General features: G+C 60.4%; 21 protein-coding genes. 19 read left to right on the top strand and 2 right to left on the bottom strand.

The features are described 5' to 3' along the window. Positions 1-5: 5 nt before the first annotated feature. From AC2GXZ_RS10140 to olsB, 7 genes are all read left to right on the top strand, one after another. The gene (locus AC2GXZ_RS10140; RefSeq protein ID WP_112454414.1) at positions 6-305 is read left to right on the top strand and encodes an integration host factor subunit beta; all 300 of its coding nucleotides are present in this window, start codon (positions 6-8) and stop codon (positions 303-305) included. An 82-nt stretch (positions 306-387) separates the two neighbouring features. After that, the gene (locus AC2GXZ_RS10135) at positions 388-696 is read left to right on the top strand and encodes a DUF1049 domain-containing protein (protein ID WP_483759022.1); all 309 of its coding nucleotides are present in this window, start codon (positions 388-390) and stop codon (positions 694-696) included. A 169-nt stretch (positions 697-865) separates the two neighbouring features. Continuing rightward, positions 866-2,044: a class I SAM-dependent methyltransferase gene (locus AC2GXZ_RS10130; protein WP_483759021.1), complete on the top strand. Its 1,179-nt coding sequence runs from the start codon at positions 866-868 to the stop codon at positions 2,042-2,044. Beyond that, entirely contained in the window at positions 2,041-2,901 is an 861-nt protein-coding gene (locus AC2GXZ_RS10125; RefSeq protein WP_483759020.1) for a TrmH family RNA methyltransferase, read from the top strand. The genes AC2GXZ_RS10130 and AC2GXZ_RS10125 overlap by 4 nt, the downstream gene beginning before the upstream one ends. Then, on the top strand, positions 2,898-3,386 hold the full coding sequence (lspA, locus tag AC2GXZ_RS10120; protein ID WP_483759019.1) for a signal peptidase II: 489 nt from the start codon (positions 2,898-2,900) through the stop codon (positions 3,384-3,386). The genes AC2GXZ_RS10125 and lspA overlap by 4 nt, the downstream gene beginning before the upstream one ends. Before the next feature lie 58 nt (positions 3,387-3,444). Then, on the top strand, positions 3,445-5,256 hold the full coding sequence (locus AC2GXZ_RS10115) for a hybrid sensor histidine kinase/response regulator (protein WP_483759018.1): 1,812 nt from the start codon (positions 3,445-3,447) through the stop codon (positions 5,254-5,256). Between the two features lie 98 nt (positions 5,257-5,354). Beyond that, a complete protein-coding gene (gene olsB, locus AC2GXZ_RS10110) occupies positions 5,355-6,224 on the top strand; it encodes a l-ornithine N(alpha)-acyltransferase (RefSeq protein ID WP_483759017.1) in 870 nt (289 codons plus the stop codon). 113 nt (positions 6,225-6,337) lie between these two features. Here the strand turns inward: olsB and AC2GXZ_RS10105 are convergent, their stop codons facing one another. Beyond that, positions 6,338-8,617, bottom strand: coding sequence for an NADP-dependent malic enzyme (locus AC2GXZ_RS10105; protein ID WP_483759016.1), 2,280 nt, complete (start codon positions 8,615-8,617; stop codon positions 6,338-6,340). Positions 8,618-8,836: 219 nt separating this feature from the next. On the opposite strand from AC2GXZ_RS10105, the gene mutS reads away from it, so the two are divergent. The 7 genes from mutS (at position 8,837) to murJ (ending at position 20,259) form a co-directional block, all read left to right on the top strand. Continuing rightward, positions 8,837-11,488, top strand: a complete 2,652-nt coding sequence (gene mutS, locus AC2GXZ_RS10100; protein ID WP_483759399.1) for a DNA mismatch repair protein MutS — start codon at positions 8,837-8,839, stop codon at positions 11,486-11,488. A 135-nt stretch (positions 11,489-11,623) separates the two neighbouring features. Beyond that, complete coding sequence (locus AC2GXZ_RS10095) at positions 11,624-12,904, top strand: RDD family protein (RefSeq protein WP_483759015.1); 1,281 nt, start codon at positions 11,624-11,626, stop codon at positions 12,902-12,904. Positions 12,905-13,029: 125 nt separating this feature from the next. Further along, positions 13,030-13,512, top strand: a complete 483-nt coding sequence (gene greA, locus AC2GXZ_RS10090) for a transcription elongation factor GreA (RefSeq protein ID WP_483759014.1) — start codon at positions 13,030-13,032, stop codon at positions 13,510-13,512. A gap of 92 nt (positions 13,513-13,604) precedes the next feature. Then, on the top strand, positions 13,605-14,549 hold the full coding sequence (locus AC2GXZ_RS10085) for an MYG1 family protein (RefSeq protein ID WP_483759013.1): 945 nt from the start codon (positions 13,605-13,607) through the stop codon (positions 14,547-14,549). Positions 14,550-14,709: 160 nt separating this feature from the next. Next, positions 14,710-15,732, top strand: a complete 1,023-nt coding sequence (locus AC2GXZ_RS10080; protein ID WP_483759012.1) for a helix-turn-helix domain-containing protein — start codon at positions 14,710-14,712, stop codon at positions 15,730-15,732. A gap of 110 nt (positions 15,733-15,842) precedes the next feature. Beyond that, positions 15,843-18,662 (top strand): [protein-PII] uridylyltransferase, encoded by a 2,820-nt coding sequence (locus AC2GXZ_RS10075; protein ID WP_483759011.1) that lies wholly within the window; start codon positions 15,843-15,845, stop codon positions 18,660-18,662. 22 nt (positions 18,663-18,684) lie between these two features. Beyond that, positions 18,685-20,259, top strand: coding sequence for a murein biosynthesis integral membrane protein MurJ (murJ, locus tag AC2GXZ_RS10070; RefSeq protein WP_483759010.1), 1,575 nt, complete (start codon positions 18,685-18,687; stop codon positions 20,257-20,259). Between the two features lie 30 nt (positions 20,260-20,289). On the opposite strand, the gene AC2GXZ_RS10065 is transcribed toward murJ, so the two are convergent. Beyond that, positions 20,290-20,781 carry a YcbK family protein gene (locus AC2GXZ_RS10065; RefSeq protein WP_483759009.1) on the bottom strand — a complete coding sequence of 164 codons (492 nt, stop codon included), beginning with the start codon at positions 20,779-20,781 and terminating at the stop codon, positions 20,290-20,292. 368 nt (positions 20,782-21,149) lie between these two features. On the opposite strand from AC2GXZ_RS10065, the gene AC2GXZ_RS10060 reads away from it, so the two are divergent. The 5 genes from AC2GXZ_RS10060 to tsaB all read left to right on the top strand — a co-directional run bounded on the left by AC2GXZ_RS10060 (position 21,150) and on the right by tsaB (position 24,703). Continuing rightward, positions 21,150-21,548, top strand: a complete 399-nt coding sequence (locus AC2GXZ_RS10060; RefSeq protein WP_483759008.1) for a VOC family protein — start codon at positions 21,150-21,152, stop codon at positions 21,546-21,548. Between the two features lie 144 nt (positions 21,549-21,692). Further along, positions 21,693-22,757 carry a tryptophan--tRNA ligase gene (trpS, locus tag AC2GXZ_RS10055; protein WP_483759007.1) on the top strand — a complete coding sequence of 355 codons (1,065 nt, stop codon included), beginning with the start codon at positions 21,693-21,695 and terminating at the stop codon, positions 22,755-22,757. Positions 22,758-22,877: 120 nt separating this feature from the next. Next, positions 22,878-23,369 carry a universal stress protein gene (locus AC2GXZ_RS10050; protein ID WP_483759006.1) on the top strand — a complete coding sequence of 164 codons (492 nt, stop codon included), beginning with the start codon at positions 22,878-22,880 and terminating at the stop codon, positions 23,367-23,369. A gap of 110 nt (positions 23,370-23,479) precedes the next feature. Next, entirely contained in the window at positions 23,480-24,046 is a 567-nt protein-coding gene (locus AC2GXZ_RS10045) for a NifU family protein (RefSeq protein WP_483759005.1), read from the top strand. Positions 24,047-24,064: 18 nt separating this feature from the next. Then, the gene (gene tsaB, locus AC2GXZ_RS10040) at positions 24,065-24,703 is read left to right on the top strand and encodes a tRNA (adenosine(37)-N6)-threonylcarbamoyltransferase complex dimerization subunit type 1 TsaB (RefSeq protein WP_483759004.1); all 639 of its coding nucleotides are present in this window, start codon (positions 24,065-24,067) and stop codon (positions 24,701-24,703) included. The last annotated feature ends 2 nt before the right edge of the window (positions 24,704-24,705 follow it).

The following is a 24,705-nucleotide window of genomic DNA, read 5'->3' as shown; positions in this document are numbered from 1 at the left end:
CAACCGTGATTAAGTCTGAATTGGTTCAGATCGTTGCAGCACGCAATCCGCATCTCTACCATCGCGACGTCGAGAACATCGTCAATGCCGTGCTCGATGAAATCACGGATGCGCTCGCGGGCGGGAACAGGGTCGAGCTTCGCGGTTTCGGCGCATTTTCGGTAAAGAACCGTCCGTCTCGTTCGGGGCGCAACCCGCGAACCGGCGAAAGCGTCTTTGTCGAGGAGAAGTGGGTCCCGTTTTTCAAGACCGGCAAGGAGCTGCGCGAGCGGCTCAACCCGGGCATGGCCGACGAGGACGATTGAGGCTGAAATCGCCGCGGGGGCTTGAAACCTCGGCATTCGGCCCGATCTGTTTTGCGATAATGAGATATTGCCGGAGGTATTCATGACAAAGCTGAAGCGTATCCTTTCGCTTGTCGTCTTCGTGCCGATTGGCATCATTCTGATCGTGCTGGCTGTTGCCAACCGGCAGATCGTCACCCTGGCGCTTAATCCTTTCCAGCCGCAGGACAGCGTGTTGTCCCTCTCGGCGCCCTTTTTCGTGTTTGTCTTTCTGGCTCTCCTCGTCGGCATGGCGATCGGTGCCTCGGTGACGTGGTGGAGGCAGGGGCGTTATCGCCGCCAGGCCCGCGTCGAGGCCAAGGAAGCGGTGAAGTGGCAAAGCGAGCACAAGGCGGTCGTCCAGAGACGCTGATGCGCCTCGCGTCGGCCCCGCAGGATGTTCTGAAATCCTTTCTGTAAATCCCTGAAAGCTCCCGTCAGTCATCGAGCTTATGGCGGCTGGTTTGCATCATCGTTGCATGGGCTTTGCCGAATGCGCGTCAGATGCTATCTGCACGCGGATGAAAGCGAAGGATCATTCTTTGAAGAGCAGAGACAAGCGGACCGGGCAGAAGGAGCCCCCCAAGGGAGCGCCCCGGGGAGGCAAGGCCGTCGATCGGCATGGCGCGGGTGCAAAACCCAAGACGCCGGCTGTCGCAATGCGCCCGAAGGCTGTTGATCTCCGGCCCAGGGAGATCGCCGACAGAGAAGGCAGAGCTCGACAAAACAGCGCCGCCGAACCAAAGTCGGCACCCCAACAGGCCGTGCCGGTGCGTGCACTTCTTCCGCGAGCAGGGGATCTGCCGCGGGAAAACGTGCCCGTCATTCTGGAATCGCAAAACGCCGGCGACTTCCATCTGGTCGATAGTGGCCGCGGCCTGAAGCTTGAAAAATACGGCCCTTATTTCGTCGTTCGACCCGAGGCGCAGGCGTTGTGGCAACCGTCGCTGCCTGCAGGTGTTTGGGATAGGGCCGATGCAGTTTTCACCGGCAACACCGACGAAGACGGTATGGGACGGTGGAAATTTCCGCATGAGGCTCTCGGCGAAACCTGGCCGCTGACGCTGCTGGATATCGATTTCCTCGGTCGTTTCACGGCCTTCCGGCATATGGGCTTCTTTCCAGAGCAGATCGTCCATTGGGCCTGGGTGAAGGACCGCGTCGAGGAAGCCAAGGCCAAGGGGCGTACGCTCAAGGTTCTCAACCTGTTCGGTTACACCGGCGTTGCCTCGCTGGTGGCCGCTGCAGCCGGCGCGGAAGTGACCCATGTAGACGCGTCGAAAAAGGCGATCGGCTGGGCCAGGGAAAATCAGGCTCTATCTCGCCTCGACAAGGCGCCTGTCCGCTGGATTTGCGAGGATGCGATGAAGTTCATCCTTCGGGAAGAACGACGGGGCAGCGCCTATGACATCATTCTCACCGACCCGCCGAAGTTCGGCCGCGGGCCGAATGGCGAGGTCTGGGAACTGTTCGAACATGTGCCGGTAATGCTTGATGTCTGCCGTGAGCTTCTGTCGAAGGATGCCGTCGGTCTTGTGCTGACCGCCTATTCGATCCGGGCGAGTTTCTACTCCATCCATGAGCTGATGCGCGAAACCATGCGTGGCGCAGGCGGAATGGTGGAGTCCGGCGAACTCGTCATCCGCGAGACGGGCCAGGATGGTTCAGGTCACGGGCGCGCTCTTTCCACCTCACTTTTCAGCCGTTGGGTTTCTCGATGACAGACGAATTCAGAAAACCGGGTGCCCGCAAGGTCGGCCAGGTGAAGGAAGTCACCTCGCTTGCCAATCCGATCATCAAGGACATCAAGGCGCTGTCCAACAAGAAGGACCGCGAAGCTGCCGGCATCTTCATGGCCGAAGGTCTGAAGCTTGTGATCGACGCGCTCGAACTCGGCTGGGAAATCCGCACGCTGATTTACGCCAAGGCCGCCAAGGGCAAGCCGCTGGTCGAGCAGGTTGCCACACGCACCGTGGCGAATGGCGGTCTGGTTCTCGAGGTCTCGGAAAAGGTCCTGTCGTCGGTGACCCGTCGCGACAATCCGCAGATGGTGGTCGGCATTTTCGAACAGCGCTGGATGCGGCTCGACGAACTGGTGCCCTCCAAGGACCAGACGGTCGTCGCGCTCGATCGGGTGCGCGATCCGGGCAATCTCGGCACGATCATCCGCACCGCCGATGCCGCAGGCGCGTCTGCCGTCATTCTCGTTGGTGACTGCACCGATCCGTTTTCGCTTGAAACCGTTCGTGCCACGATGGGCTCGGTCTTCGCTCTGCCATTGGTAAAATGCTCGGCCGAAGAGTTTTTGAGCTGGCAGAAGCGCTCAGGCGTCGAGGTGGTCGCCACGCACCTTGCCGGCGCGATCGATTATCGGACCGCCGATTACAAAAGCAAACCGGTCGTCATCCTGATGGGCAATGAACAATCCGGCCTTCCGGATAATCTTGCCAAGGCGGCAAATCGCACGGTTCGGATTCCCCAGCAGGGCAGGGCGGACAGTCTCAATCTCGCTGTTGCCACCGCCGTCATGTTGTTCGAAGCGCGTCGCCACCTCCTTGCCCTGGAAGAAAGAAAATGACGCAACGCGCAGCTTACATGTCCCGCCCGCTGATCGCCGGGATCGTCATCGTGATCGCTATCCTGCTTGACCAGGTGATCAAGCTTGCCGTCGAAGCCTATCTGCCAATGCACGAGGCTGTGCCGGTCGTGCCCTTCCTTGCGCTGTTCCGCACCTACAATCTCGGTGTTGCCTTCTCGCTCTTGTCTGGCATGGAGCGGGAATTCATCATCGGCATGCGCCTGGTGATCGTCACCGTCGTGATCTGGCTCTGGCGCAGGACACCGGTATCGCGAACCTTCGCGCATACCGGCTTTGCCCTGATCATTGCCGGTGCGATCGGCAATCTGATCGACGGTTTGATCTATGGTCACGTCATCGATTACGTCCTGTTTCATACGGAGACGTGGTCGTTTGCCGTCTTCAATCTCGCTGATAGCTTCATAACTATCGGAGCGGGCTTGGTTATTCTGGACGAGCTGGTCGGATCGAAGCGAGCCGATTAATACATTATTAGGGGGACGGCATAAGGATTGCGAAGGAAAGCCCGTGTAGGCTTGTCCCATGCGCACCATTGCTGAACTGCACGATCGCATATCCAAGGCCTTCTCCTCGAAATCGTTCGCAGGGGACCCTGCGGAGCAATCGCGCGAAATCGTCATTCGCCCGTCGGAAAGTATCGAAGGTCGTCCCGGGGCGTCGTCGCGCCGTCCTGGCCCGCTTCAAAATCTTTTCTCCCAGTTGCAAGGCTGGTCACCGAGCCGCAGCAATCGCTCGCTCATGGGGCGGTTGAAGCAATCGGAAGCCGCAGGCGAGGCCAAATCGCGACGGCTGTCGACGGTGGTTCACGAAATCCGGACGCCGTTGAACGGCATTCTCGGCATGACGCATCTGCTCAGCCAGACGAAGCTGACGGCCGAGCAGCAGAACTACCTGAGTGGTATCCGCCAGTCTGGGCATCTTTTGGCGCAGCTCGTTGACGACATCCTCGATCTTTCGACGATGGAAGCCGGTCGATTCCGGCTCAACACCCGCGCCGAAAACCTTCGGCAGCTGCTGGAAAGCGTCGTCGAGATGCTGTCTCCGCGTGCCCACGAGAAACGGATCGAGGTCGCTGCGACGTTTGCCGCCGATTTGCCCGACCTGCTGGACTTCGACCCCGCCCGACTGCGCCAGGTGCTGTTCAACGTCATTGGCAATGCGGTCAAGTTCACCGGCATCGGCGGGGTGCTGGTTCGCGTCGAAATCGCCGGAGGCAATGTCGAGATCGCGGTGATCGATACCGGGCCGGGAATGACGCTTCAGGAACAGGCGACAATCTTCGGCGAATTCGAACAAGCGGGATCGGCCGAAGCGCGAAGCGGCGGCACGGGCCTCGGCCTCGGTATCGCATCACGGATCCTGACGGAATTCGGTGGCTCGCTTTCGGTAAGAAGCCGCAAGGGCGAGGGCAGCACCTTCACCATCCGCTTCCCCGTCAGGCTGGCCGAGGATGTCGCTGCCGGCGACACGGATCGCAGCGGCATGCTGGCGCGGTCCCGCGTCGTACTCCTGGCTCCGCATGGTCCCTCGGCACAGGCGACGGTCGCAACGATCGAGGCGCTCGGCGGACGGTGCCATCATGTTGCTGCCGCACGCGACGTGTCGATGTTGATCGACCGTGCCGCCGCAGGTATGACGCCCTTCACCGATCTGGTCGTCGACCATCGTCTGGCATCCGATTATGCTTTGGAGCCTCAGCATCATCCGCTGCATCGCGTCCTCCTCGTCAACCCGGAAGAGCGGGCATCGCAACCGCAGGATCTTTTCGATGCATGGCTGATCCGGCCCCTGCGCGAGCGGTCGCTGATCGACGTGCTGAGCGGGCGCATGCGCGGCTTCGGAAGAATTTCCGGTACACAGCGAGTTTCCGCCCCGGCAGCCGTCGCCCCCACGGCGAGGGCGATCGTCACTCAAGCCGGCCAATTCGAAAACCTCGATATCGTGTTGGCCGAAGATGACCCGATCAGCGCCACGCTCCTGCGTGCGACGCTTCAAAAAAGCGGACACAGGGTCCGCTGGGTCGCCGATGTGCCGAGCTTCGCCGATCTCATCGGCGGGGCCGGTGCGCCACCGGACCTGATCATCTCGGACATGAATATGCCCGGTGGAGAGCCGCTCGATGTCATCGTTGGCCTCCGTAAGAGGGAAAAAATGTCGCAGCTTCCGGCAATCCCCGTCGTCGTTTTGACCGGTGAAAGTCGTGAAGGTCTGCTGCAGGGCGCTTTTGCCGCAGGCGCTGACAGGGTGTTTCAAAAGCCCATTGAACCGGAAAGACTTCTGGATGAAATCCGTAATCTGCTCGGCGAAGAACTCGACCGTCAGGGAAGCCGTTGACGGACTTGGGGCGCCATCCTAATGTGACAATCAACGTCACGTTCCTGTCGTAGAGACGTGATTTATGACGGTGATCCAACCGGGACGGGCAAATCACCATGGCAATCGAACTCCTGAACCGTGAATTGACACTCGACATCCCTTCGACGCCGCCGCCTACGGGAAATGGCGATGTATTCGGCCGCATAGGCTCGCTCGAAACACGGCTTGCACGCAACAGCCGCGAGATTGAGGCTGCGCAGGCGGTACGCTTCCGCGTGTTCGTCGAAGAGATGAATGCAGTGCTTCCTCCCGAAGCCATGCTGCTGAAGCGAGACTTCGACAGCTATGACGCCATCTGCGACCACCTCCTCGTTGTCGACAATGCCATCGAAGGTGAAATCGAGGATCAGATCGTCGGCACCTATCGCCTGTTGCGTCAGGAAGTTGCCATGGCCAACGGTGGTTTCTATTCGGCCTCGGAATTCGATATTGCGCCGCTTCTCGCCCGCCATCCCGACAAGCAGTTCATGGAGCTCGGCCGCTCCTGTGTGCTGCCCGACTATCGCACCAAGCGGACAGTCGAATTGTTGTGGCAGGGCAACTGGTCTTATTCCGTCCGGCACGGCATGGGCGCCATGTTCGGCTGCGCATCTTTCCCCGGCGTTCTTCCCGAAGAGCATGCGCTTGCTCTGTCGTTCCTGCATCACAATTCGCTGGTGAAAGACGAGTGGAAAGTGTCGGCGAATGCTGATCTCTATCAGAAAATGGATCTGATGCCGGCCGAAGACATCAATCCGCGCCAGGCGCTGTCGGCCATGCCACCGCTGGTGAAGGGGTATCTGCGTCTGGGTGCGATGATCGGCGACGGTGCCGTGGTCGACCAGGCATTCAACACCACCGACGTGCTGATCGTCCTGCCGATCGCCGATATCGCCGGCCGTTACATCAATCACTTCGGCGCCGATGGAGGCCGTTTTTCGAGCTGATCCCTTTGCCGGGGCCTTGCCCGTTTGGGATATAGACGGTTTTCATCTAGCGCTCCGAGTGGACTTGTTTCACTGAACATAGTCCACCCGGAAGCAACCTCTTCAAGACATCGTTACGACCCGGCATTGTAGGCGGCGATCGCTGCCATGTTGACGATCTCCGAATCCTTGGCGCCCATCTGGGTGATCTGCACCGACTTGTCGAGGCCGACGAGAAGCGGGCCAATCACCGTCGATGCGCCGATCTCCTGCAGCATTCGAGTTGCGATGGAGGCAGAGTGGATCGCCGGCATGACCAGCACGTTTGCGACGCCGGACAGGCGGCAGAACGGGTATTGTTCAAGCCGTGTCGCGTTGAGTGCCACGTCGGCGGCCATCTCCCCGTCATATTCGAAATCGATGCGGCGGCCGTCGAGGATCTTCACCGCCTCGCGTACCCGTTCGGACCGTTCACCGATCGGCTGGCCGAAATTCGAATAGGCGAGCATTGCTACCCTAGGCTCATAACCCATGCGGCGGGCAACGCGGGCCGCCTCGACTGCGATATCGGCCAGATCCTCGGCATTCGGCATGTCATGGACGGCCGTGTCGGCAACGAAGATCGTCCGGCCGCGGGCAACCACGATCGATACACCGATTACGCGATGCCCAGGCTTGGTATCTATGCAGCGCCGCACGTCGGCAAGTGCTGAAGCATAGTTGCGGGTTGTGCCCGTTACCATCGCATCCGCATCGCCGACTGCCACCATGGCCGAGGCGAAATGGTTGCGGTCGTTGTTGATCAGCCGCTGCACATCACGCAGCAGAAAGCCTTCCCGCTGAAGGCGCTCATAGAGATAATCGATATAGGCATCGGTACGATTGGAAATGCGGGCGTTGACGATCTCGATGCCGGGTCGATCGAGATCAATGCCGGCCTTTTCTGCCGTCGATCGGATCACGTCGTCGCGGCCAAGCAGGATTGCAGTGCCGAGGTCCTGATTGCAGAAGGAGATTGCTGCGCGCATCACCTGTTCTTCTTCCGCTTCTGCAAACACCACCCGCTTCGGGAAGCGGCGAACGCGCTCGTAAATGTTCTGCGTTGTTGCGGCAATCGGGTCACGGCGCGCCGAAAGCTCGCGGCCATAGGCTGCAAGATCGGCGATCTCGCGGCGGGCAGCGCCACTTTCCATCGCAGCCCTGGCAACGGCAACGGGAATGGCGGAGATGAGCCGTGGATCAAACGGCACGGGAATGATGTACTGGGCGCCGAAACGCGGCCGAACCCCCTGATAGGCGGCGGCCACGTCGTCAGGCACATCTTCACGGGCAAGATCGGCCAGCGCCTGGGCAGCCGCGATCTTCATCGCATCGTTGATCTGGCGCGCGCGCACGTCCAGTGCGCCTCGGAAGATGTAAGGGAAACCCAGCACGTTGTTGACCTGGTTCGGATAGTCCGACCGGCCTGTCGCCATGATCGCGTCGTCACGAATCCGCGCCACTTCCTCCGGGGTGATTTCCGGGTCCGGATTTGCCATCGCGAAGATGATCGGCCGGTCGGCCATCGAGCGGATCATGTCGGTCGTGAACGCACCCTTCTGGGAGAGCCCGAACACGACATCGGCACCTTTCATCGCTTCTTCCAGTGTGCGGCTGTCGGATTTGACAGCATGCGCGCTTTTCCACTGGTTCATGCCTTCGGTGCGGCCTTGGTAGATCACACCCTTGGTGTCGCAGAGAATGATGTTGGCCGGGTTGAAGCCCATCGCCTTGATCAGTTCGATACAGGCGATCGCGGCAGCTCCCGCGCCGTTGCAGACGAGCTTGGTGGTCTTGAGGTCGCGGCCGGTCAGTTCCAGCGCATTGATCAGCCCGGCTGCTGCGATGATCGCAGTGCCATGCTGGTCGTCGTGGAAGACCGGAATATCCATCAGTTCACGCAGCCGGCTTTCGATGATGAAGCATTCCGGCGCCTTGATGTCTTCGAGATTGATGCCGCCGAAGGATGGCCCGAGATAGCGCACGCAGTTGATGAATTCGTCGACATTCTCGGTATCGACCTCCAGATCGATCGAGTCCACGTCGGCGAACCGCTTGAACAGCACCGACTTGCCTTCCATGACCGGCTTTGAGGCGAGTGCCCCCAGATTGCCGAGCCCGAGAATGGCCGTGCCGTTGGAGATGACCGCCACCATGTTGCCGCGCGTCGTGTAGTCATAGGCCTTGGCCGGGTCGGCGGCGACGGCAAGGACCGGCACCGCAACGCCCGGCGAATAGGCGAGCGACAGGTCGCGCTGCGTCGCCATCGGCTTGGTCGGCGTGATTTCCAGCTTGCCGGGACGTCCGTCGGCGTGAAAGTCGAGCGCCTCCTGGTCGGTTACCGATGTACGCGTGTTACCTGTCTTGTCGTTCACGGGCGTCTCCTCTCCAGCTTCTTGTGGGCAGCCTTCCTCAAGGCCAATGCAAATGTTGTCTTTAAAGGGCCTTCACCGATAGTGTCGCCACTTTCCATACGCAATCAAAAATCTGCGCAACAAAAAATCGGTTCCGTGACCCAGTTTGAAAGATCGTCAATTGACGCCCTGACCGCCGACCAGCTTGCCTCGGAGGAGAGCCGTGCTTCGGCCACGCCGATGATGGAGCAGTTTATCGAGATCAAGGCCAACAACCCTGGTTCGATGCTCTTTTATCGCATGGGCGACTTCTACGAGTTGTTCTTCCAGGACGCGATTGATGCGTCACGGGCGCTCGGCATCACGCTCACCAGACGCGGCCAGCATATGGGGCAGGATATCCCGATGTGCGGCGTACCGGTGCATGCCGCGGATGATTATCTTCAAAGGCTGATTGGGCTCGGTTTCCGCGTTGCCGTTTGCGAACAGATCGAAGATCCGGCGGAAGCCAAGAAGCGCGGCGGAAAATCGGTCGTCAAGCGTGACGTCGTCCGCCTTGTTACACCCGGCACGATCACCGAGGAAAAACTCCTCGTTGCTTCGGAATCGAATTACCTGATGACGCTCGCCCGTATCAAGGGCGGGGCAGAGGCCATGATGGCACTCGCCTGGATAGATATCTCCACCGGTGTGTTTCGTGTTGCCGAAACCGAGGCCACGCGCCTGCTGGCCGATATCCTCCGCATCGAGCCGCGCGAACTGATCATGCCGGACAGCATGTTTCATGATCCGGAGCTGAAGCCTGTCTTTGATGTGCTCGGCCGCATCGCCGTTCCGCAGCCGTCGGTCCTGTTCGACAGCGCCACCTCGGAAGGGCGCATCGCCCGTTATTTCGGTGTCGGCACGCTGGATGGTTTTGGTACCTTTTCGCGCGCCGAAATTGCCGCGGCAGCCGCAGCCGTTTCCTATGTCGAGAAGACCCAGATCGCCGAACGCCCGCCACTGGGCCGGCCGGAGCGGGAAAGCGGCGCTTCCACCCTGTTTATCGATCCCGCAACCCGCGGCAATCTCGAGCTGACAAAGACACTGTCGGGCGAACGCGAAGGCACGCTTCTGAAGGCGATCGACCGCACCGTGACCGGTGGCGGCGCCCGGCTTCTCGCAGAACGGCTGATGTCGCCGCTGACCGACCCTGGCCGCATCAATCGACGGCTGGATTCGATCTCCTTCCTCAAGGACGAGCCGTCGCTCTGCGCCGATTTGCGCGCCTCGCTGAAACACGTGCCGGACATGCCGCGCGCATTGTCACGGCTGGCGCTCGATCGTGGTGGTCCGCGCGATCTCGGTTCTATCCTCGCCGGGCTTGAAGCCGCCCGTGGCGTTGTCGCTTTTCTCGATCAGTCCATGTTGCCCGACGAACTGTCCGAGGCGCTGGCCGGCCTGAGAGCTTTGCCGGTCACGGTCGAATCGCTGCTCGGCAACCTGCTTGCGGAAGACCTGCCGTTGCTGAAGCGCGATGGCGGATTTCTGGCCGACGGCGCCCATTCCGAACTCGACGAGGTTCGCGCCTTGCGCGACCAGTCCCGCAAGGTGATCGCCGGGCTGCAGCTTCAATATGCCGACGAAACCGGCATCAAGTCGCTGAAGATCAAGCACAACAATGTGCTCGGCTATTTCATCGAAGTGACCGCCGGAAATGCGGGCCCGATGACCGATACGCCGGAAGCCAAGGCACGCTTCATCCATCGCCAGACCATGGCGAACGCCATGCGCTTCACCACCACCGAGCTCGCCGATCTCGAAAGCCGCATCGCCAACGCCGCCGACAAGGCGCTGACGATCGAGCTCGCCGCCTTCGACAGGATGGTTGCGGCCGTGACCGCGGAAGCCGAGGCGATCAAGGCCGGTGCCCGGGCGCTGTCGGTTATCGATGTCGCCGGCGGCCTCGCGATGCTGGCAGAAGAGTGGGATTATCGCCGCCCGATCGTCGATGATGGCCGGATGTTTGCGATCGAAGGCGGTCGCCATCCGGTGGTCGAACAGGCGCTGCGCCGCCAGTCCTCCGGTCCTTTCATTGCCAATGAATGCGATCTGTCGCCCCGCAACGGCGGTGAATTCGGTGCATTGTGGCTTCTCACCGGTCCCAACATGGGCGGTAAGTCGACCTTCCTGCGCCAGAATGCGCTGATTGCCATTCTTGCCCAGATGGGGTCCTTCGTGCCGGCGGCTTCGGCCCATATCGGCATCGTCGACCGGCTGTTCTCGCGCGTCGGCGCATCCGATGATCTTGCCCGCGGCCGCTCCACCTTCATGGTTGAAATGGTCGAGACGGCGGCGATCCTCAACCAGGCGACCGACCGTTCGCTGGTCATCCTCGACGAGATCGGCCGTGGCACCGCGACCTTCGACGGCCTGTCCATCGCCTGGGCTTCGGTCGAACACCTGCATGAGGGCAATCGCTGCCGCGGCCTCTTCGCCACCCATTTCCATGAGTTGACCGTTCTGTCGGAAAAGCTCCTGCGCCTCTCCAATGCCACGATGAAGGTCAAGGAATGGGATGGAGAGGTGATCTTCCTGCATGAGGTCGGCCCCGGTGCGGCCGATCGCTCCTATGGCATCCAGGTGGCGCGCCTTGCCGGTCTGCCAGACGCCGTCGTCACCCGCGCCCGCGACGTACTGACAAAACTTGAGGATTCCGACCGCAAGAACCCTGCAAGCCAGCTGATCGACGACCTGCCGCTGTTCCAGGTCGCCGTCCGTAAGGAGGACACGCGCCGCGGACCGTCCAAGGTGGAAGAGGCGCTGAAAGCCATCAACCCGGACGACATGACACCACGCGAGGCGCTCGACGCGCTTTATGCCTTGAAGAAGCAGGCCGGCGAGAAAACCTGATCCGGGTTTTCGCGCCGCTGCCGGGACGGAAAAAACAGTCTGCCCGGCATTGGATGATACAACTTGGCATTTGCATCCTGTTTGGATGCTCCTGTAACCTCGTCTGTCGGGGAAACGGGGATATGACTGATTTAAATGACCTATTGGTATTATAAGCTGGGTCGGAAACAGGGTGGCCCTGTTTCTGCCGAAGACCTTGCCGTATTGGCAGGCAAAGGGACGATAAGGCCGGAAACGTTGCTCTGGCACGCAGGTCTTGCGGATTGGATGAAGGCTTCGGAAGCTGCGGAACTGAGCCTCCCCTTTGAGCGCGAAATTCCCGAAGCTGCGCCCGAAACTTCGCGCGATCCGGCGCTTGCCGGACCGTGGTCGCGCTGCTGGGCCCGTTTTCTTGATGAGATGATCCTGGCGGCTGTGATCGGCATACCGTTTGCGTATCTTATTCAGCCTCACCTGCCGGAAATTGGCGGAAATTTCCCCGCAGCGGATGCTCTTCTAACGGCCGTTTCTGTTGCTTCCGCAACGAGCGTTGTTTTGTGGTTATCGATGACGATGTTCGGCACCACTCCTGGAAAGCTGGTCGCAGGGGTGAGAGTGGAGAACATCTCCGGCATGCCTGATTGGCAGTTCTACATGAAGCGTGAGTTCAGGCTCTGGCTGTTTATCGGCACCGCCGGCATTCCCTATCTTTCGATCATACCCTGCATCCTGCAATACCGACGTGTTTCAAGGGGAAGGCCCACCTGGTATGACGAAGGGGTGGCCATCGTCCGGGGAACGGGCAGGCTTTCCCGCTCCGCCGCGGCCGCCGCAGCAGTGGCTGCAACATTGACCCTGACCGTCATGTCGATCGGTTACCTGAACTTTCTGTCGTTAGAAAAGCGCATGGCATCCAGCTATCGCTATTGGATTAATCCCGCCACCGGTAAGCGAGCGGATCTCTGGTCCGTATGGGTCTTCGACGAACTCAAGGCTGAGAGCGGCAAGCTCTATCATTTCAGCGCCGGCAACCTATCTTCCGAAGTCCTGTTCGGTTACGAGCCGATGGATGCGCCATCCGTAGATCCGGTCGCCTACGGTGAGGCGTTGCAGAGCGCGGTCGCAGAGGATATTTCCTTCGACAGCAAATGGGTGCCATTCAAGATGAACGGTTTCGATGCTGCACGTGTCACCGGCATTGAGACAAAGGCGAAGGATATCAATGTTGAAATGACGGTCGTCGTTGTTGGCCGGAGTGCATGGCGACTGCTTCTGTTCGTTCAAGGCCGCCCGTTGAACAAGCTCCAGATCAGGGAGGTGTTGATCCATTCCCTTTTATCGACGGCAAAGGATATCAACGTTCCGATCAACATGCCCTGTGACGACGAAACTTGTTTTTCCGCTCTCGAAACCGTCAATGGACATGCGCCATCCTGATCTCAAGCGCCATCGGCATTGCGGGTTGGCGCTTGCGGAATGTCTCATATAGCATGTAGGGGCATCAGATTACGCCCGCCGGTGATCACGGAGCGGGTGAAACGGATGGGAAGAGGATTTCACGCGTGAGCGTTGCCTTCGTCAAGGAAGAAAGTGCCGAGACGGCTGCCGAAACGGTTCTGCCCGACCGGCCGATCTCGGTGCATCCGAACTTCGTCACCGAAACCGGCCTGGAGGCGCTGCAGGCCCAGCTCCAGGCTGCGCGTGACGCTTATGAGGCCGCTAATGCCATCGAAGACGTCAACGAGCGCCGCCGCCAGGCTGCTGGGCCGGCGCGTGACGCACGTTATTTCGCCGAAAGGGTTCACACTGCCCAGCTTATGCCAGCGCCGCCCTCGAACGACGTGGTGTCTTTCGGTGCGACTGTCCGTTTCAGCCGGGACGACGGACGCGAGCAGGCCTACCGCATCGTCGGCGAGGATGAAGCCGATCCCAAGGCAGGGACGATTTCCTACGTCTCACCGGTCGCAAGGGCACTTACAGGCAAGGCGGCAGGCGACGTCGTCACCGTCGGTAACCAAGAACTCGAAATCATCACGATTTCGTAATCAGCTTGCGCGCTCTGCCGGCCGCGCCGCTTGTGAACGCCCGCATCAGCCGCTATCTGGTTCTCTCCCAAGCAAACAGAGGCCATTGCGGCATGACACCAGACTATCTCGTCACCCATTCCGGTGGCTTCCATGCCGACGAACTTCTTTCCAGCGTTATTCTCACCCGGCTTTTCCCCGAGGCGAAAATCGTCCGCAGCCGCGCGCCGGACTGGATCACGCCCGGCTCCGATCGCATCATCTACGACGTCGGCGGCGCCTATGACGCGGATGCGCGGATTTTCGACCACCATCAGCGCGGTGCGCCGCTGCGCGATGACGAAGCCCCCTACAGTTCCTTCGGCCTGATCTGGAAACATTACGGTCGCGACTATCTCACGGCGATGAATATCCCTGAAGACCATATCGAGGCGCTGCATGCCTCCTTCGACAAGAGCTTCGTCCTGCCGATCGATCTGATGGACAACGGCGCGCTCAGCCCGTCGATTGCCGGCCCGCTTGCCGGCCTGACCTTGTCGAGCCTTCTCGAAACCCTGAAGCCCTCCTTCGACGAGAACGAGCCCGGCGCCGACGATCGTGCCTTTCATTCGGCTCTCGTCATCGCCCGGTCTTTCGTCGAGGCCGGTATCGGCAAGCGCGCCGCCAAACTGCGCGCCGAGACGCTGGTGCTTCAGGCGATCGCGAAAACCGGCGAAGGCCGCATTCTTGAACTGCCGATGGGCATGCCCTTCCGCCCGGCGATCATCAAGGCAGGCGCCGATCATCTGCTCTTCGTCGTCCACCCACGTGACGGCAAGGACTGGTGCGTCACCGGTATCCGCCGTGCAGACGACGGCTTCGAATTGCGTGCCGATCTGCCGAAATCCTGGGCGGGCCTCACCAATGGTGATCTCGAAGCCGCCTCCGGCATCAAAGGCGCAACCTTCTGCCATAACGGTCGCTTCATTGCTGCCGCCACCTCCCGCGAAGCTGCCCTTGCGATGGCCGAGATCGCGGTGAAGGAAGCTCTCGCCGAAGCCGATCCGGCTGCCGGCTGATCTCACCGATCAAAGGCTCGCTGGCGCGGGCCTTTGATCGGCCGAGCAGCTTTGGCCGAGTAGGTAACGGCGGCCAAAGCCTTTAAATCTCCGCCTTTGCCCCTCGAACCTGATATAGTCAGCCGCAAAGCACGTTTCAGACCATCCTTCGGGTATTTCCTTGCTTTCCATACCCCTGCCTCTCATTGCCGGACTGGTCTTCGTGCTTGTGCTGCATCACAGCCTGAAGGGCGTCGAAGCGCTGGGCAGCCGGCGCTATTTCGTCGCCTTCCTGCTTATCTATGCGCTGCAGGGCATGATCGTCGGCATTCATTTCGGCTATGGCGTTGCAACGCTTGGGTCGATCCAGCCGATCACCGCTTCCGTCATGCCGCCACTCGCCTTTCTCGCCTTTCGCGGATTGACGGGCGCAGATGTGCCGCAACCCTGGCGCCATTTCTGGCCGCCGGTCCTGATGGTTCTTTCGGTTCTCATCCTGCCGGTGCTGATCGATCCCTTGTTGCTGGCGATCTTCGTCGTCTACGGCGTGGCGTTATGGCGTCTGACCCGGAGCGACGGCGAGGAACTCATGGCCGAGGCAAGCCTGCAGCGCATGCGGCCCGCCTTTCGCGCCGCGCGGCTGACGGCGGCGCTGATGTTGTTGTTTGCCGCAGCCGATGCAGGCATTGCCATATATGCAGCGTTCCGGGGCACGGCGATCGTTCCCTCCGTGGTCGCGGTCATCAATCTAGTCGCACTGGCGGCGAGCATCCTGTTCTCGATAATGCCGCCTGCAGCCGGCATGTCCGAGCCGCCTGGCAAGCAAGTTACGCCCGGCCCGCAGGACGAGGCGATCATCGCCCGGGTTCTGGCTGCTCTTGAGGACGGCGAACTCTACAGGGACGAAAATCTCAGCCTTGCAAAGATTGCCCGCAAGGCAGGCATGCCGGCGCGCGATCTGTCGGCGGCCGTCAACCGCGCGAGTGGCCTCAACGTCTCGCAATTCGTCAACAACCGGCGCGTCGCCGAAGCCTGCCGCCTTCTGGAGCAGACCCGCAAATCCGCGACCTCCATCATGCTCGATGTCGGTTTCTCGACGAAATCCAATTTCAATCGCGAATTTCGCCGGGTGACCGGCATGAGCCCGCGCCAGTGGCGAGCGAAGGCGAGGCAGGAAACCAAGCCGAAAAATGCCGCCCCTTGAACTTGGCTGCTCAAGGCAACAACTTTGAAACGACCTATCGCCATAATCGGTGGTAAAGGTGCCGCAAATTCGCTAAAGCCTCCCCGGCAAACTGGCACCGGCAGGATGACATGGCCAGACACGATATCGATTTTTCAGAACTCCTCGACGTTGACGCGCTGAAGGCCGAGTGCCGCTCGGTCATGAAGAAGGGCCGTCCGCATCTCGAACTGAGGACAGCGCTCCTGCCGATCATGCGCCGCGCAAGCACCGAAGGCCGCAACAATGCCCAAGCGTTGCTGAATGCGGATGGCAGCGGCCTCAATTGCGCCCGCCGGATCTCCTGGATCCAGGACCAGATCATCGGCGTCCTGCATGAGACCGTGGCGACCGTCGTGTATCCCGAGGGCAAGGAGATCACCGTCGCAGCTGTCGGCGGGTACGGCCGTGCGACACTCGCGCCCGGATCGGATATCGACCTGCTTTTCCTGCTTCCGGCCAAAAATTCCGACGAGATGCGCAAGGCCGTCGAGTTCCTGCTCTATATTCTCTGGGACATGGGCTTCAAGGTCGGCCATGCGACGCGCACCGTCGAAGAATGTATCCGGCTGTCGAAGACCGACATGACGATCCGTACAGCCATTCTCGAGGCGCGCCTCATTTGCGGCTGCGCGGCACTGTTTGATGATCTCGAACAGCGCTTCGACAAGGAAGTCGTGGCCGATACGGGCGCCGAATTCGTTGCCGCGAAACTCGCCGAGCGTGATCAGCGGCATCAGAAGTCCGGCGATACGCGGTATCTAGTCGAGCCCAATGTCAAGGAAGGCAAGGGCGGTCTGCGTGATCTGCAGACCCTGTTCTGGATCTCCAAATATTATTACCGGGTCAAGGATACCGCCGAACTGGTCAAGCTCGGCGTCTTCTCCCGCTCGGAAATCCGCCTGTTCGAAAAGGCCGACGACTTCCTTTGGGCAGTCCGCTGCCACATGCATTTCCTGACCGGCAAGTCGGAAGAGCGGCTGTCCTTCGATATCCAGCGCGACATCGCAGCCTCGCTTGGTTATCACGCGCGCCCCGGCCTTTCATCGGTCGAGCGCTTCATGAAACACTATTTCCTCGTCGCCAAGGATGTCGGTGACCTGACGCGCATCTTTTGCTCGGCGCTGGAAGAACAGCAGGCCAAGGCAGCACCGGGTCTCGCGACCCGTGTGATGTCGCGGTTCACCAAGCGGCTGCACAAGATCGCCGGTACGACGGATTTCGTCACAGACCGCGGCCGCATCACACTCGCCTCACCGGATGTCTTTGCTCGCGACCCTGTCAACATCATCCGCTTCTTCCATGTCGCAGACATCAACCAGCTCGAACTGCATCCCGACGCGCTGAAGAAGATGACGCGCTCTCTCTCCTTGATAGACAGCAGTGTGCGGGAAAACGAGGAAGCCAATCGACTGTTTCTGTCGATCCTCACCTCCCGCCGCGACCCGGCGCTGATGTTGCGGCGAATGAACGAGGCTGGCGTGCTTGGCCGCTTCATCCCCGAATTCGGCAAGGTCGTGGCGATGATGCAGTTCAACATGTATCATCACTATACCGTCGACGAGCATCTGATCCGCTCCGTCGAGGCCCTGTCGGAGATCGACAAGGGCGAGGTGGAGGAAATTCATCCGCTTGCCTCGAAGCTGATGCCCGGCATCGAGGAGCGTGAGGCGCTTTATGTCGCCGTGCTGATTCACGATATCGCCAAGGGACGGCAGGAGGATCACTCGATCGCCGGCGCCCGCATGGCACGCAAGCTGTGCCCCAGGCTCGGGCTCAACAAGAAGCAGACGGAAATCGTCGTTTGGCTGATCGAAAAACATCTCGTCATGTCGATGACCGCGCAGACGCGCGACCTGCATGACCGCAAGACGATCACCGACTTCGCCGATGTGGTCCAGTCGATGGATAGGCTGAAGTTGCTGCTGATCCTGACGATCTGCGATACCCGCGCCGTCGGCCCCGGTGTCTGGAATGGCTGGAAGGGCCAGCTCCTGCGCACGCTCTATTACGAGACCGAAATTCTCCTCTCTGGCGGCTTTTCCGAAACCCCGCGCCGCGAACGTGCTCAGGTGGCGGAAGAAGCGCTCTACAAGGCGCTGTCGGATTGGGACGAAAAGGATCGCAAGACCTATTCGGCACTTCACTACCAGCCCTATCTCTTGGCCGTCTCGCTAGACGACCAGATCCGTCACGCAGGCTTCATCCGCGATACCGACCGTGCCGGCCAGGCGCTCGCCACAATGGTGCGCACCGATGCCTTCCGGGCGATTACCGAAATTACCGTCCTCGCGCCTGACCATCCGCGCCTGCTTTCCGTCATCGCCGGCGCCTGCGCGGCAGCCGGCGCCAACATCGTCGATGCGCAGATCTTCACCACCGGCGATGGCCGGGCGGTCGATACGATCCTGATCAACCGGGAATTTTCGGTCGACGAGGACGAGATGCGCCGTGCCGGCACGATCGGCCGGATGATCGAGGATGTGCTGTCCGGCAAGCGCCGCCTGCCGGAAGTCATCGCCACCCGTGCCAAGACGCGCAAGAAAAACCGGGCCTTCGACATTCCGCCCTCGGTCACGCTATCGAACGGCCTGTCCAACAAGTTCACCGTGGTCGAGATAGAATGCCTCGACCGCACCGGCCTTCTGGCCGATATCACCGCCGGCCTTGCCGACCTGTCGCTCGACATCCAGTCGGCCCGCATCACCACCTTCGGCGAAAAGGTGATCGACACCTTCTACGTCACCGATCTCGTCGGCCACAAACTGACCAACGAGAACCGCCAGAACGCCATCGTCGATCGGCTGAAGGCGGTGATGACCGATCAGGACGAGGAAGCCAAGGCGAAGGCATCCGCCGCTTCGGTCCCGGTTGCGGAACAGCCGCCGCGCAAGAGCAAGGCAAGCGCGTGACCGGCGCAATGGGTGAATTGAAATGAGCCTTGTGAAGAAATTCGCCACCGTCGGCGGTGCGACGCTCGGCAGCCGCATTTTCGGTTTCGCCCGCGAGACCGCAATGGCGGCGGCACTCGGCACCGGCCCGATGGCCGATGTCTTCTATGCGGCCTTCCGCTTCCCCAACCTGTTTCGCCGCCTGTTTGCCGAAGGCGCCTTCAACGCCGCCTTCGTGCCGCTGTTTTCCAAGGAAATCGAGGCGAATGGCGTCGAAGGCGCCAAGCGCTTTTCGGAGGAAGTCTTCGGCGTCCTGTTCTCGGCGCTGCTGATCATCACCATCGTCATGGAATTGATGATGCCTTGGCTGGTACGCTTCATCATCGCGCCGGGTTTTGCCGACGATGTTGAAAAGACCTCGCTGACGATCCGCATGGCGGCGGTGATGTTTCCCTATCTGATGTGCATGTCGCTGACCGCGATGATGAGCGGTATGCTGAATTCGCTGCACCATTTCTTTGCCGCAGCGATTGCACCGGTTTTCTTGAACGTGGTGATGATCGCGGCGCTGTTCTACGGTCTGTGGATCGGTGCCGATCCACGCGAAATCGCCTGGTACCTCTCCTGGAGCGTGCTGGTCGCCGGCGTGCTGCAATTGGCCGTTGTCTATCTCGGCGTTCGCCATGCGGGCATCAATATCGGCTTCCGCCGCCCGCGTATGACGCCCAACGTCAAGCGCCTGCTCTGGCTGGCAGTGCCGGCCGCCGTCACCGGCGGCATTACCCAGATCAACCAGCTCATCGGCCAGGCGATCGCATCCGGCAAGGAAGGCGCCATCGCCGCCCTCCAATATGCCGACCGTATCTACCAGCTGCCGCTCGGCGTCGTCGGCGTCGCCGTCGGCGTCGTGCTTTTGCCCGAGCTCTCCCGTGCGCTGAAAGGCGGGCAGGTGAGGGAGGCGAAGAATATCCAGAACCGTTCGATCGAATTCGTCCTGTTCCTGACGCTTCCCGCAGCCGCCGGTCTCTGGGTCCTGTCGGACGCGATCATCCGCGTGCTCTACGAGCGGGGCGCTTTTTCTGCGGAAAACACGACCGTGGTCGGCGGCATCCTTGCCATTTACGGCCTCGGCCTACCGGGTTTCGTGCTGATCAAGGCGCTGCAACCGGGCTTTTATGCCCGCGAAGACACCAAAACCCCGATGCGCTTCACCATGCTGTCGGTGGTCGTCAATTCGGGCCTCGCCATCTCGCTCTTCCCGCTTCTCGCCGAACGCGGCATCGCCACGGCAGAGGCAACTGCTGGCTGGATCAACACAATCCTGTTGTTCTCGACGCTGGTCTGGCGGGGCGATCTTCTGTGGGAGTGGCAGATGGCAAAGCGGACCGCGCTCCTGCTGGTTTCGACGGCCGTCATGGCAGGGGCGCTCGTCTACGCCTTGCCCTATGCCGGGTCATGGCTGGCGCCTGGCGCGCATCTCTTAAGCCAGGTCGCAGCCCTTGGCATTCTGATCTGTATTGCCATGATCGTTTATTTCGGCGTGGCTTTCCTGATCGGCGGCGCCGATCTCGGCATGATCCGCCGCAATATCAAGCGTAAGCCGAAGACGCCGGCCTGAAAGGCGGAAATGCTCTAAAAGCCGCCTCGATCACGTATCGTCGCCATTGGACTTGCGCTTCAGATTGGCAAGTCCGCCACCGCCGCGCTTGCCCTTGCCGCAATAGGCCCAGTGACGTTTCGGACCGATATCGACATGCACGATGCCGTTGCAGTAACGGCCGATGCCGCCGATCCCCGGCGCACTGGCCGCCGCCGCCAGAATGCGCTTCTCCGAGACACCCGGAATGCGGATGTCTGCGGCATAACAGCGGCTATGCTGCGATTTGCCGGAATGCGGACGATGGCCGGATGTCACCATCGGCTTATGGCCGGTTTCCTGTGCGATATGGGCAAGGATGGCTTCGAGCTTTTCCGGAAAACAGCCGGTGCGCACGCTGACCCGCTGCACGGTGTAGAAAGCGGAATAATCGTGTTCGATCGTGGTGCCGCGGCGTTTGTCGTTCTTGCCTGCTGCTTCGGCGTTGGCGTTCATGCTAAACGCCAAAAGGCAGGCCAGCGCGACGCGAGAAAAGATGCGCATGGATGTCCCCTAGGAAAAGACCGGTCGTCATGACGGTCGGCTTCGTCGTGGCGAGGTATTTCTTTCCGAAAAGTGACGTGAATAAGGAGGGATTTACTCTAAATTGAGATTAATGGGCCGAATATCTTAATATTCATTAACTAATGATAGATTTGGAGGGGGTTCTATTTGCTTTTGTGGCGGAAAATCTTCGTTATAAAACTGTTACATACGCCCCGCTCATGCGTTCAAGTGCACTGTGTCCCGGATAGTCGGTGGGCACCCCCAAATATTCGGGGTGAAAAGCCAGAAAAGGGGTGAAATTGCCTTCGCCATGGCGGAGTCTGCTGTCATCTCGATCGTTGACGCCGCCAAACCGGGAGTTTCCGATGACTGTACAATCGCTGTTTCTCGTCACCCTCGTCGTCGATGACTATGACCGGGCCAAGGCGTTTTACTGTGATCTCCTCGGTTTCGACTGCACGGATGACGTGGCGCTCCCGGATGGAAAGCGCTGGCTCGTGGTCAGGCCGCCGGGTTGCGCCGGCGCAGGCCTGCTCTTGGCGCAGGCGGCCGACGAAAGGCAGAAGACGGCGATTGGCAATCAGACCGGCGGCCGTGTCGGCTTCTTTCTGCAGACCGATGATTTCGCCCGCGATCATGCGGCGATGCTCGCCCGCGGCGTCCGCTTCGTCGAGGCGCCGCGCCATGAAGCCTATGGCACGGTCGCAGTCTTTGCCGATCCCTACGGCAACAGCTGGGATTTGATTGAGCACGCCGCACGCTGAGCCCTTGATTCTGCCCCAGAAGCCGTGCTTAGAGCGCGGGGTTAGCTACATGGCCCGCGGGACGTGACCACCGGAGACTTCAAACCTGCCGGAGACACGCAACCTTGAGGTCTGAGGCCTTCCAACCGCCTGTTCGAGGACATTATGAACACCTTTAAGCCGCTCGTTTTCTCCGGCGTTCAGCCGACCGGCAATCTCCATCTCGGCAATTATCTCGGCGCGATCCGCAAATTCGTGGCGCTGCAGGAAAACAACGATTGCATCTATTGCGTTGTCGACCTGCATGCGATCACCGCCCAGCTCGTGCATGACGACCTGCGTGGCCAGATCCGTTCGATCGCCGCCGCCTTCATCGCCTCGGGTATCGACCCGGTGAAGCATATCGTCTTCAACCAGTCGGCCGTGCCGCAGCATGCCGAACTTGCCTGGGTGTTCAATTGCGTCGCCCGCATCGGCTGGATGAACCGCATGACGCAGTTCAAGGACAAGGCCGGCAAGGATCGCGAGAACGCCTCGCTCGGCCTGCTTGCCTATCCGAGCCTGATGGCCGCCGATATTCTCGTCTACCGCGCCACCCACGTTCCGGTGGGCGACGACCAGAAGCAGCATCTGGAACTTGCCCGCGACATCGCCCAGAAGTTCAACATCGACTTCCAGGAGAAGATCCGCACCACTGGTACAGGCGTCGACATGGTTGTCGGCGAAGAACCGATCCACGGTTATTTCCCGCTGGTCGAGCCGCTCATCGACGGTCCGGCGCCGCGCGTCATGTCGCTGCGCGATGGCACCAAGAAGATGTCGAAGTCGGATCCTTCCGACCTGTCGCGCATCAACCTGATGGATGACGCCGAAGAGATCGCCAAGAAGATCCGCAAAGCGAAGACCGATCCGGAAGGCCTGCCGAGCGAAATCGAAGGTTTGGCTGGCCGGCCGGAAGCCGACAATCTCGTCGGCATCTATGCGGCTCTTGCCGATCGCACCAAAGCCGACGTCCTGAAGGAATATGGCGGCCAGCAGTTCTCGGTGTTCAAGCCGGCGCTTGCCGATCTTGCCGTCGAGGTTCTGGCCCCGATCAGCGCCGAAATGCGTCGTCTTCTCGACGACACCTCGCATATCGACGCGATTCTCAAGGATGGCGGCGAACGCGCCGGTGCAAGGGCTGAGAAAGTCATGAACGAAGTCTGCGATATCATCGGCTTCCTGCGCTGATTTTCAGAACCGACACATGCATCGACCCGCCGCAGCAAGCGGCGGGTTTTCATTTTTTCCGGTTCGTATAAGGTCCGCGGCACGACTGCTTCGGAAGGTGATCCAGGGTAAGGGGGCGCTATGGTTTCCAAGAGACTTTCGCGGCTGGAAGGCCACAGGCGCAAGTTCATGGCGGTCATCGACGGCACGCCGGAATGCGAAAAGGCGGTCCATTATGCCGGCCGCCGCGCCAAGAATTCCAATGGCGGTCTTGTGCTTCTCTACATCATCGCTGAAGGCGATTTCCAGCAATGGCTGGGCGTCGAGCAGATCATGCGCGCCGAGGCGATGGAGGAAGCTGAAGCCGTCATGGCCAAGGCCGCTCACCGGGTACGCGAGACGATCGGCATCGATCCCGAAATCGTCATCCGCGAAGGCAGTGCGCCGGAGCAGATCAACAGTCTGGTGGAGGAGGATCGCGACATTGCCATCCTCGTGCTGGCCGCCGGTTCCGCCAAGGAAGGTCCCGGCCCCCTGGTTGCGGCTATTGCCGGCCGTGGCACGGCCTTCCCGATCCCGGTTACGGTTCTGCCCGATACCCTGTCGGATGAGGAAATCGAGGCGCTCGCATAAATTTCTTGACCGCAAGCGACCAAAGGCGCACTTGAACCCAAAGATGAGAATGCTTATCTTCTTTGGAAGAATTCTAAACTGAGCGCCGCTCGCCGGCCAGGAGCAAGCCCATGTTCATCCAGACCGAAGCCACGCCGAACCCGGCGACCCTGAAGTTTCTTCCCGGCAAAGTGGTTCTGGAAAAGGGCACGGCCGAGTTCCGCAACGAGCAGGAGGCGGCAGCCTCGCCGCTGGCACTTCGGCTGTTTTCCGTCTCGGGCGTCACCGGCGTTTATTTCGGTTATGATTTCATCACCGTCACCAAGTCCGATAGTGAATGGCAGCATCTGAAGCCGGCAATCCTCGGTTCGATCATGGAGCACTTCATGTCCGGCCAGCCGGTCATGGGGGGCGGGTCGGCCATGGCTGAGGATCTTGACGAAGAGGGTGAATTTTTCGACGAGGGCGACGAGACGGTCGTCGAGACGATCAAGGAATTGCTGGAAACCCGTGTGCGCCCAGCGGTTGCCCAGGATGGCGGCGACATTACCTTCAAGGGTTACAAGGACGGCACCGTCTACCTGAACATGAAGGGTGCATGCTCCGGTTGCCCATCTTCCACGGCGACGCTGAAGCACGGTGTCCAGAACCTGCTCAAGCACTTCGTACCGGAAGTGCAGGCAGTCGAAGCTCTCTGACGCTCGGCACGACTGTTCATGATCGTATTGGCTATCGACACTGCGGGCATAGATTGTTCTGCGGCACTTTTTGACAGTGCTGCGGGCACGATCCTGTCTGCCTTCTCCGAAGAGATTGGCAAAGGCCATGCCGAACGGCTGATGGCCGTCATCGATCAGGTGCTGGATGAGGCGCAGGTCGAGATCAATGCCGTGGAAAAGATCGCCGTCGTGATCGGCCCAGGCTCTTTCACCGGTATCCGCGTCGGCGTTGCGGCGGCCCGCGGTTTTGCGCTTGCGCTCGGCATCGAATGTGTCGGCGTCTCGACGCTGGAAGCACTGGCTGCCGTTCACCTTGCTGAGGCACGGAATGGAAAACCGGTCGTCGTTGCCATCGATGCGAAGCGCGATGAGATCTATGCACAGGGCTTTGCGACTGACGGCTCTCCGCTGAGCGAACCCGCCGCACTTTCTGCTGACGATCTCGAGCGACTGGCGGCCTCGCTTTCCGCCGATTTGAGCGGCTCTTGGGCCGGCAAGTTCACCGATCGTTTCGATATTGCTATGGTGGCACGGTTAGGTGCGGCGAAGAAGGCTGACGGCACCCGCCCGAAGCCGCTTTATCTGCGCGGACCGGATGCGAAGCCGCAGACCGGATTTGCACTCGCAAGAGCTTGATC

It is taken from the genome of Aliirhizobium sp. YIM B11859 (genome assembly GCF_057163345.1).
The sequence above is the reverse complement of the archived record's forward strand: the minus strand, read 5'-3'. Positions and strand labels throughout refer to the sequence as shown.